The organism is Amycolatopsis sp. NPDC059027, from assembly GCF_042739735.1.
GTDB lineage: Bacteria > Actinomycetota > Actinomycetes > Mycobacteriales > Pseudonocardiaceae > Amycolatopsis.
On record NZ_JBHYIK010000005.1, the window covers coordinates 1 to 8,639 of the forward strand.

Consider the following 8,639-nt stretch of genomic DNA (forward strand, 5'->3'; position numbering starts at 1 on the left):
CCTTCAGCTCTTCTCGCCGCGCGGCCAGGGAGTCGTGCCCTGCAGGGCCTCGATGTCCTCGTTGAACCGGCGCAGCAGCTCGAAGAACGTGTGCCGGTCCGCGGCGGACCAGTGCGTCATGATCATGTCGAGACCGGCCCGGTGCTGGGCCTGATCCTGGCCCAGCTTCCGTTTTCCTTCCTCGGTCGCCCGCAGTTTCCGCGCCAACCCGCCGCCGGGGTCCGGGATGCGCTCGGCGAGTCCCTGCCGCAGCAGCGCGGCGACCTGCCGGTTGACCGTGGAGACGTCGAGACCGAACGCTTCCGCCAGTTCCCGCAGTGACATCGGCTGGTCCGCTTCCAGCCTGCTGAGCAGCAGGAACGCCGAGCGCTCCAGCGCGAGCGGGGTCGCCAGGCTGTGCGGCAGCACCTGGTGACGGCTCAGCAGTTTCAGCTCGCGGCTGAGCCCGTTCAGCACGTCGACTCGATCACGTACGGTCCGTTCGCCGGTCATGGATGTGTATGATCCACAACGTGTGTATCGTGCACAAACCGGCTCGCTGGGGTATTCGTGTCTCGTCCGGGTGACTCCCGTAATCCGTCGCTGGTCGTGGGCGTCCTCGCCTCCTGCGGCCTGGTCGTCTCCTTCATGCAGACGCTGGTCGTGCCCCTGATCCCAGCGTTTCCCCGGCTTCTGGACACCACCGCGACCAATGCGTCCTGGGTGGTCACGGTGACGTTGCTGGCGGCCGCGGTGGTGACGCCGGTGAGCGGCAGGCTCGGCGACCTCTACGGCAAGCGCAGGGTCGTCGTGGGCAGCCTCGTGCTGCTCATCCTCGGCTCCGTGCTGTGCGCGCTGACCAGTTCGCTCGCGCTGATGATCGTCGGCCGGGCGCTGCAGGGCCTCGCGATGGGCATCGTCGCGCTCGGCATCAGCATCATGCGCGACGAAATCCCGCCCGAGCGCGTCGGCGGCGCCGTCTCGCTGATGAGCGCGACGCTCGGGGTCGGCGGCGCGCTCGCCCTCCCGATCGCCGCGCTCGTCGCCGAAAACCTCGACTGGCACGTGCTTTTCTGGGGCTCCAGCGCACTCGGTGCGATCTGCCTGGCGCTGATCCTGTTCGCAGTGCCGGAATCGCCGGTGCGCACTCCCGCCCCGTTCGACTACCTCGGCACGCTCGGGCTCGCCGCCGGGCTGATCTGCCTGCTGCTGCCGATCGTCAAGGGCGGTGAATGGGGCTGGGGCAGCGGCATCACACTCGGTCTCGCCGCCGCGTCGGTCGTGCTCCTCCTGCTGTGGGGCTGGTACCAGTTGCGCCGCCGCGACCCCCTCGTCGATCTGCGGGTGTCCGCGCGACGGCCGGTGCTGTTCACGAATCTGGCGTCGATCCTCGTCGGTTTCGCCTTGTACGCCATGTTTTTGTCGTTCCCGCAGCTGCTGCAGGCTCCCACGGCGACCGGCTACGGACTGGGCCTGACGATGCTCGTCGCCGGTCTCTGCCTGATGCCCAACGGCCTGGTGATGATGCTGCTGTCGCCGGTGTCGGCACGGCTGACCACCCGATTCGGCGCCCGCAGCACGCTGATGATCGGCTCGGCGGTGATCGCGCTCGGCTACGTCTTCGCGCTTTTCTTGCTGGACAACGCTTTCGAGCTGATCGCCGCGTCGGTGATCATCGGCGCCGGGGTCGGCATCACCTATGCCGCGATGCCGTCGCTGATCATGGGCGCGGTGCCGTTGAGCGAGACCGGCGCGGCCAACGGGCTCAACTCGCTGATGCGCTCGGTGGGCACCTCGACCTCCAGCGCGGTGATGTCGACGATGCTCGCGAACATGACGATCACCGTCGGCGCGGTGACCGCGCCCTCGCTGACCGGCTTCCGCGCGACGTTCGTCGTCGCCGGGGTGGCGGCGCTGGCCGGTATCGGCTTCACCGCGCTGGTACCGAAGACCCGGAAGGAAACCGGCGAACTCGTCGCCGCCTAGCGCGCTCCCCGAGTCACGGGTATCGCGCCGGGCGCGGTCGCCGCCGAGCGCGGACCTCGTCGCGGCGCGTGCTCACCTGCCGGGTCCTGGGGTGCCGGTCGCCCAGGCGCGCGCGGCCGACGCGGCGATCGTGTCGATGCGTGGCGGGTCGACGACATGGCGGAGGTTCCCGCCGACGGTGAGGGCGGCGACGCCGTGCGCGATCGACCACAGTTCGGCGGCGCGATCCACGAGCTCCGCCGGTGGGACGTGGGGCGAGAGCGCTTCCGCCAGCTGTGTCTGGACGCGGCGGGTCTGGTCGAGTAGCTCGGGATGGGCGGTCTTGTCGATTCCGGCGGCGAACATGACCTCGAACCGTGCCGGGTCCTCACGGGCGAACGCGACGTAGGCGACGGCGATCTGCGCGGCGCGGCCGGTGAGCGTCGGCTCCAGGGCGAGGGCGGTGAACCGCGCCTCCAGTTCGGTGAAAGCGTGCTGGGCGGTGGCGGCGAGCATCGCGTCGCGGTCGGCGAAGTGACGGTATGGCGCCGAGGGGGACACGCCGGCGCGGCGGGCGGCCTCGGAAACGCTGAATCCCTTCGCGCCACGTTCCCGGACCAGCTCGATGGTCGCGTCCAGGAGCGCGTTCCGCAGATCGCCGTGATGATACGTGTCTCGCCCAGCCATGGATCCTCCCAATGTTGAAGCCTCTCACATACTTGGCTACTCTCAATGTGAGAGCTTATTACATCGAGAGTGGGCGGCCGGCTGGCCGTGGACGGGAGACCGATGCGGTACACAGGGACCACCGCGCTCGTGACCGGGGCGAGTTCCGGGATCGGCGCCGAGTTCGCGCGCCGGCTGGCCCATCGTGGCGCGGACGTGGTGCTCGTCGGGCGACGGGAGGATGTGTTGCGGGAACTGGCGGCGGACATCACCGCGCGGACGGGACGCCTGGCGCGTCCGGTGGCGTTCGATCTGCACACCGAGCGCGGCGGGCCGCTGCTCAAGAAGCGGCTGGACGCGCTGGAGATCCGGGTGGACACAGTGGTCAACTGTGCCGGTATGGGGCTGACCAAGCCGTTCGCGGACTCCACCGAGGACGAGGTGCGCGCGCAGCTGCACCTCGACATCGTCGCCCTGGTGGAGATCTGCCATGCCTTCCTGCCGGATCTGGTCGCCTCCGGGCGTGGTGCGTTGCTGAACGTCGGGAGCCTGACCGGATACCTGCCGGTGCCCTTCATGGCCGTCTACTCGGCGGCGAAGGCGTTCGTGATCCGCTTCACCGAGGCGCTCGCGCACGAGCTGCGCGCCGCGGGGCCGACGGTGATGGTTGTCTCGCCGGGACCGACGCGCACCGAGTTCTACGCGCGTGGCGGCACCGACACCGGCGGCACCCGGTTCCAGACACCGGAGCAGGTGGTGACCACGGCGCTGAAGGCACTCGACCGGCGTACCCCGCCGGTCAGCGTCGTCTCCGGTGGCGCGAACCGCCTCGTCCGCCGCCTCGTCGCACTGCTGCCGACCCGCACCGCGCTCAAGCTCGCGGAGTCGCGACCTGCCACGTAACCGGCAAGCGCGGCCGCCGAAGGCCCGGCGGGACACCGGCGAACCGTGTGACGTGTCAGGGCGGACTCCGCTCGCGAGTGTTCTGGAACGCCGAAATCAGCCATCCTCCGGTGCCCTGGACGCGACGAAGGTCTGGACCGAATCCGCTCCGGTCGGCACTGTCTGTCCCTCGGTCCGTGATCCCTGAGTGCTAGTCGAGGTCGACGCGCACGGTGAGCAGGTTCGTGCCCACCGTGCGCACGACGAGACTGTTGAACCACGGCAGTTTCCGCAGCCGTACCCGAGGATCGTCGTCGTCCACAATGGACGCCGTGCCGGTGTGCCAGCGGCCCTTGACCTGGAGCCGGACTCGCGGCTGCGCCTCCAGGTTGCGGACGTACTGCGACTGACGGCCGAATTCGGTGACGATCCAGAACGTGGCGCCTTCGAGCCGTCCGCCGATCGGCGTCTCCCTGGGCAGACCGGAACGCCGCCCGACGGTTTCGAGCACGGCTTCCCCCGGCAGGAACCGCGCGACGCGGCGGGAGATCGGGTTCGCGAGATGCCGTTGGAACCAGAGAACGGCCAGGGGCGGGGCGGGCCGCCGCGCCGCGTCGGTGAGCAGGAGACGCAACGACCAGTGGTGAAACCGGGTGATGAGCCGCCACACCACCCGGCTTGGGACACTGCGAAGCTTGACGAAGGTCGCCAGTGTCACCGCGGAGTCGCTGGTGCGCAGGACCAGATTCGCGCCGAGCCCGAGCCGCCAGTCGACCGAGAGCCGGATGTGGTCGTCGTCGCGCTCGTCGATCTTCCAGCCCAGCAGGTGATCCGCCGATCGGAGCGGGCCGAGGCGCGCACCGAGCAGCGACCAGCCGAGGACGAGGAAACGCCGCAGGGGCCCGTTTTCCAGCACGTCCCGCAGCCATTGCTCGGGGCTGTGGGACCTCGCCTTCGCGGTGTCCATGCGGAACGTGTCCGCGTAGTCGACGCGGTCGAGCACGACCAGCGAACGGATCTCGCCGGGCGGGTCGATCTTCGTCACGGTCGGCATGTCTGTCCCTTTCGGACGGTCAGAACAGCGGCGGGACGACGGCGTCGATCAGGTGCGGGCCCGGTTCGGCCAGCGCCCGCGCGAACTGCTCGGCCAGCTCCTCGGCGGTGGTCGCCCGTGTCGCCGGAACGCCCATTCCCTCGGCGATCTTCACGAAGTCCATGTCCGGCCGGGACAGGTCGAGCAGCTCGTTCGCCTTGGGGCCACCGCTTTCCGCGCCGACGCGCTGCAACTCCAGCCGCAGGATCGCGTACGCGTGGTTGTTGAGCACCACCGTCGTCACGTTCAGGTTCTCGCGCGCCTGTGTCCACAGCGCCGAAATCGTGTACAGCGCACTGCCGTCGGACTGCAGGTTGACCACCGGCCGCTCCGGCGCCGCGATCGCCGCGCCGGTGGCCACCGGCATGCCGTACCCGATGGCGCCACCGGTCAGCGTCAGGACGTCGTGGCGGGGCGCGCCCGCCGTCGCCGCGGGCAGCAGCAGCCCGGAGGTGTTGGCCTCGTCGGCGATGATCGCGCGCTCCGGCAGCAGCGCCCCGATCACCTCGACCCAGTTCTGCGGGGTCAGCGGCCCGGACGGCACCGCGGGCCGGGAAGGTTGCTGCAGCACGGGTTCCGTGTCCGCGGCGACCAGTTCGGCGACGTCGGCCAGCGCGGCGACGACGTCCTGCCCGACGCCGGCGAGCGTGTGCACCTGCGCGCCCTCGGGCACGAGATCGCTCGGCTTCCCTGGGTAGGCGAAGAACGAAACCGGCGCCTTCGTCCCGGCGACGATCACGTGCTTGACGCCGTCGAGCTGGTAGACGACCTGCTCGGCGAGATAGCCGAGCCGCTCGATCGGCGGCAGGCCGGCCCCGCGCTCCAGCCGCGACGGGAACGTCTCGACGAACACCTTCACCCCGGTCGCCGCCGCGATCCGGCTCGCCGCCAGCAATCCCGGCTCGAAGCAGGCGGCGCCACCGATGAGCAGCGCGACCGGCTCACCGCTGCCCAGCACCTCGGCGACGCTCTTCACCGTGGTGGCGTCGACCGGCTGAGGTGCTTGCGGCGCAACGGTTGTGCCGACCTCGCCGCCTTCGCCCCACGAGACGTCCGCGGGCAGGATCAGCGTGGCGACGCGGCCGGGTGCGTTCTGCGCGGCCGCGACCGCCGCGGCGGCGTCGGCCCCGATGTCCTTCGGGTGTGCCGACCGGCGGATCCAGCCTTCGAGCGAGCCCGCGACGGCGTCGATGTCGGATTCCAGCGGCGCGTCGTACTGCTTGTGGTAGGTCGCGTGATCGCCGACGACGTTGACGATCGGGGTGTGCGCGCGGCGGGCGTTGTGCAGGTTCGCCAGGCCGTTGCCGAGGCCAGGCCCCAGATGCAGCAGCGTCGCGGCCGGTTTGCCCGCGATGCGCGCGTAGCCGTCCGCGGCACCCGTGACGACGCCCTCGAAAAGCCCGAGCACGCCCCGCATTTCGGGGACGGAGTCGAGCGCGGCCACGAAGTGCATCTCCGACGTGCCGGGGTTGGCGAAGCACACGTCGACACCGGCCTCGACCAGTGTGCGGATCAGGGACTGGGCGCCGTTCAGATCGGTCATGCTCTGCGCTTTCTCTCTATCCACTGTGTCTATCCACTGTGTTCATCCGAACAGGACGGACGGGTTGAGAATCCCGGCCGGGTCGAAGGCCTGCTTGAGACGTCGCATCAACGCGATCTTCGCCGGATCCTCCAGCTCGCGGTAGTACCCGGTCTTGCTCTTGCCGAGCCCGTGCTCGCCGGAGATCGCGCCGCCCAGCGCCATCGCCAGCCCGAAGATGTCGGTCAGCAGTTTCTTCCGCGTCGCCGGGTCCTTGCAGAAGATCGCAAGGTGGACGTTCCCGTCGCCGGCGTGCCCGCAGCCGAGTGCGCCCCCACCCGTGGCCTGCGCCATTTCCCGGGACTTGACAAGGAATTCCGGCATCGCCGAACGGGGGACCACGACGTCGATGACGTCGTCGGCCCCGACGGTTTTGGCGGTCCAGAAGGCTTTCTCCCGTGCTTCGATGAGCTTGCGCGCGGAGCTTCCTTCGAGCACGTAGACCTCGGTGGCGCCCAGTTCGCCGAGCAACTCGCCCAGGGCCTCGACGTCTTCGTGCAATCGGTCTTCGTGCCGGTTCTCCAGCGCCACCACGAGGTAGGCCTGGGTCCTGTCGCGGATGTCGTCGGGGACGCCGAGTTCGAGCTTCTCGGTGTAGACGATCGCGCCCATCGTCATGGTGTCGATGTATTCGAGGATGTGCGGGTCGAGACCGGCGGCGACGATCTTCGGCACCGCGGTCATCACCTGGTCGAGATCGCCGAACGGGGCGAGCACGGTGGCGCCGTGCGGAAGCCGGGGGTGGAGCTTGACCGTGACCTCGGTGGCGAGCGCGAGGCTGCCCTCGGAGCCGATGATGAGCTGGGTCAGGTCGTAGCCGGTGGAGATCTTCGAGACCTTGCCGCCGGTCCGGATGATCTCCCCGGTCGGGAGCACCGCCTGCAGCCCGAGGACGTTGTGGCGGGTGACGCCGTACTTGACCGCGCGCATACCCCCGGCGTTGGTCCCGACGTTCCCGCCGACGCTCGCGCTCAGCTCGCCGGGGTAGACCGTGTAGCCGAGCCCTGCCGCGGTGGTCTTCGTGTCCAGTTCGGACAGTGTGACGCCCGGCTGGACGACCGCGACGTGGTTGACCGTGTCGACCTCCAGCACGGCGTTCATCCGCTCGAACGAGACCACCAGCCCGTCCGCTTCGGGACGGCAGCCGCCGGAGATGCCGGTGGCGGAACCACGTGCGGTGACCGGAATGCCGAGTTCGGACGCGGCCTTGAGCAACTCCGCGACTTCCTCCGCCGTCGACGGCTTCGCGACGTACGCCGGCATCCTCGGCTCGAAGCTCAACGCCTCGTCGTGCCCGTAGTCCTCCGAGATCGCCTCGCCGACCAGCAGATTCTTGTCTCCCACGATCCTGGCCAGTCGCGCCGCCCCATCGCCCATCGACAGCCTCACCCTCGTGCGCCGTTGCCTTGTTACCGCAGCGTAGTCCTTGGCGGCGACCGCTGGCCATGAACGTTCTTCACGTTTACTGGGAGGTGGGTTCCGGTGCCGCCTCATCGACCGCGTCGCGGGGCAGCTCGCCGAACCGGGCCCGCGGGTGTGCGCGAAGACAAGCACACCTTCACTCGATGGGAGCCGCCTGAACCGGCGGGTTCCTCAGGCGGTGAACCTTCGTGGGTTTGTCACCACGTACGAGGTAAGCCGTTCGGGGCTTTCGTATTCGTCGGTGGAACGTCGGGGAAATGAGGGCAGCCCGGCCGCCGTGAACGGCGCCGGGCTGTTTTCAAGACCAATTGTTCACCGGTGTTTTCCGGCGAGGTGATCGGGGGCCGACCCGCGCCAACGTGCCGACCCCCGGTCGTTCAGATGTGCCGGGTCAGACGAGCCAACCGAGCAGGTGCGCCAGGTGCGCGAGCACGCCCGTGAGGATGTCGTGGGCGTGGTGCGCGTGCTGGGCGAACATCTGCATTTCAGGTCTCCCTTTATCGGATTTGTTTTCCTGGGTGCTCTCGCGATGAGCAAGGGGAGATTTTCAGGTGGTTGGCGCGGTGTCAAAAAACGTCGGCGTCCCTTTTCCGGCCGTGGCAGGGAGCGCGTAATCCTCCTACGATAAACACGTAAGGCTTTCGTGTTTTGCGGCGGGGTCTCCCTTTCGGCGGTCGACCACTCTGGGTAGTAGCTGTAGTCGCGATCACTCTGGGTGATGGCGATCTTGATACGGCAACCGGGCGGCACTGTCCCACGAAACGGTGAAGGTGTTGCCACTAATGGTGAAACTCTGGAGGTTCACACGGCCGGGTGATCGCCGGGCCGGCCTCGACGTGATGCCCCAGCGTCACCGCTCCGGCGAGTCCCACCTTCGGATGCCCGAGTTCCCCGTTCGGGGTGCGAGAGTCGGGCTGCACTGAAGGGCGCTTTCAGTGCGTTGGATGTGCTGAAGGGCGCCTTCAGCACAACACCTGCACCCCAGGCGCCCCGGAGCACCCCCCATAGATGAAGTCGCGGAAAGACCGCGGGAGAGGATCATAAACACCC

Annotated in this window: 7 protein-coding genes; 2 read left to right on the top strand and 5 right to left on the bottom strand. The window is 68.8% G+C overall.

Translation table 11 applies throughout. The annotated features are described in order from the left end of the window. Positions 1–3: 3 nt before the first annotated feature. The gene (locus ACFWY9_RS04745) at positions 4–492 is read right to left on the bottom strand and encodes a MarR family winged helix-turn-helix transcriptional regulator (RefSeq protein WP_378324970.1); all 489 of its coding nucleotides are present in this window, start codon (positions 490–492) and stop codon (positions 4–6) included. Positions 493–549: 57 nt separating this feature from the next. Here ACFWY9_RS04745 and ACFWY9_RS04750 point away from each other — a divergent pair, with 57 nt between their 5' ends. After that, positions 550–1,965: an MFS transporter gene (locus ACFWY9_RS04750; RefSeq protein WP_378338170.1), complete on the top strand. Its 1,416-nt coding sequence runs from the start codon at positions 550–552 to the stop codon at positions 1,963–1,965. A 72-nt stretch (positions 1,966–2,037) separates the two neighbouring features. On the opposite strand, the gene ACFWY9_RS04755 is transcribed toward ACFWY9_RS04750, so the two are convergent. After that, entirely contained in the window at positions 2,038–2,631 is a 594-nt protein-coding gene (locus tag ACFWY9_RS04755) for a TetR/AcrR family transcriptional regulator (protein ID WP_378338171.1), read from the bottom strand. Between the two features lie 102 nt (positions 2,632–2,733). Between ACFWY9_RS04755 and ACFWY9_RS04760 the strand changes: the two genes are divergently transcribed. Continuing rightward, the gene (locus tag ACFWY9_RS04760) at positions 2,734–3,513 is read left to right on the top strand and encodes an SDR family NAD(P)-dependent oxidoreductase (protein WP_378338172.1); all 780 of its coding nucleotides are present in this window, start codon (positions 2,734–2,736) and stop codon (positions 3,511–3,513) included. Between the two features lie 190 nt (positions 3,514–3,703). Here ACFWY9_RS04760 and ACFWY9_RS04765 read toward each other — a convergent pair whose 3' ends face one another. The 3 genes from ACFWY9_RS04765 to ACFWY9_RS04775 are packed head-to-tail and all read right to left on the bottom strand — an operon-like array spanning position 3,704 to position 7,544. Then, complete coding sequence (locus ACFWY9_RS04765; RefSeq protein ID WP_378338173.1) at positions 3,704–4,546, bottom strand: nitroreductase/quinone reductase family protein; 843 nt, start codon at positions 4,544–4,546, stop codon at positions 3,704–3,706. 19 nt (positions 4,547–4,565) lie between these two features. Beyond that, on the bottom strand, positions 4,566–6,128 hold the full coding sequence (locus ACFWY9_RS04770; protein WP_378338174.1) for an acetolactate synthase large subunit: 1,563 nt from the start codon (positions 6,126–6,128) through the stop codon (positions 4,566–4,568). Between the two features lie 42 nt (positions 6,129–6,170). Then, positions 6,171–7,544 (bottom strand): FAD-binding oxidoreductase, encoded by a 1,374-nt coding sequence (locus tag ACFWY9_RS04775; protein WP_378338175.1) that lies wholly within the window; start codon positions 7,542–7,544, stop codon positions 6,171–6,173. Positions 7,545–8,639: the final 1,095 nt, after the last annotated feature.

What these genes read in the sequence shown, in the direction of transcription:
- ACFWY9_RS04745 (WP_378324970.1), bottom strand. Translation starts at nt 492, where the DNA reads ATGACCGGCGAACGGACCGTACGTGATCGAGTCGACGTGCTGAACGGG.
- ACFWY9_RS04765 (WP_378338173.1), bottom strand. Translation starts at nt 4,546, where the DNA reads ATGCCGACCGTGACGAAGATCGACCCGCCCGGCGAGATCCGTTCGCTG.
- ACFWY9_RS04755 (WP_378338171.1), bottom strand. Translation starts at nt 2,631, where the DNA reads ATGGCTGGGCGAGACACGTATCATCACGGCGATCTGCGGAACGCGCTC.
- ACFWY9_RS04770 (WP_378338174.1), bottom strand. Translation starts at nt 6,128, where the DNA reads ATGACCGATCTGAACGGCGCCCAGTCCCTGATCCGCACACTGGTCGAG.
- ACFWY9_RS04760 (WP_378338172.1), top strand. Translation starts at nt 2,734, where the DNA reads ATGCGGTACACAGGGACCACCGCGCTCGTGACCGGGGCGAGTTCCGGG.
- ACFWY9_RS04775 (WP_378338175.1), bottom strand. Translation starts at nt 7,544, where the DNA reads ATGGGCGATGGGGCGGCGCGACTGGCCAGGATCGTGGGAGACAAGAAT.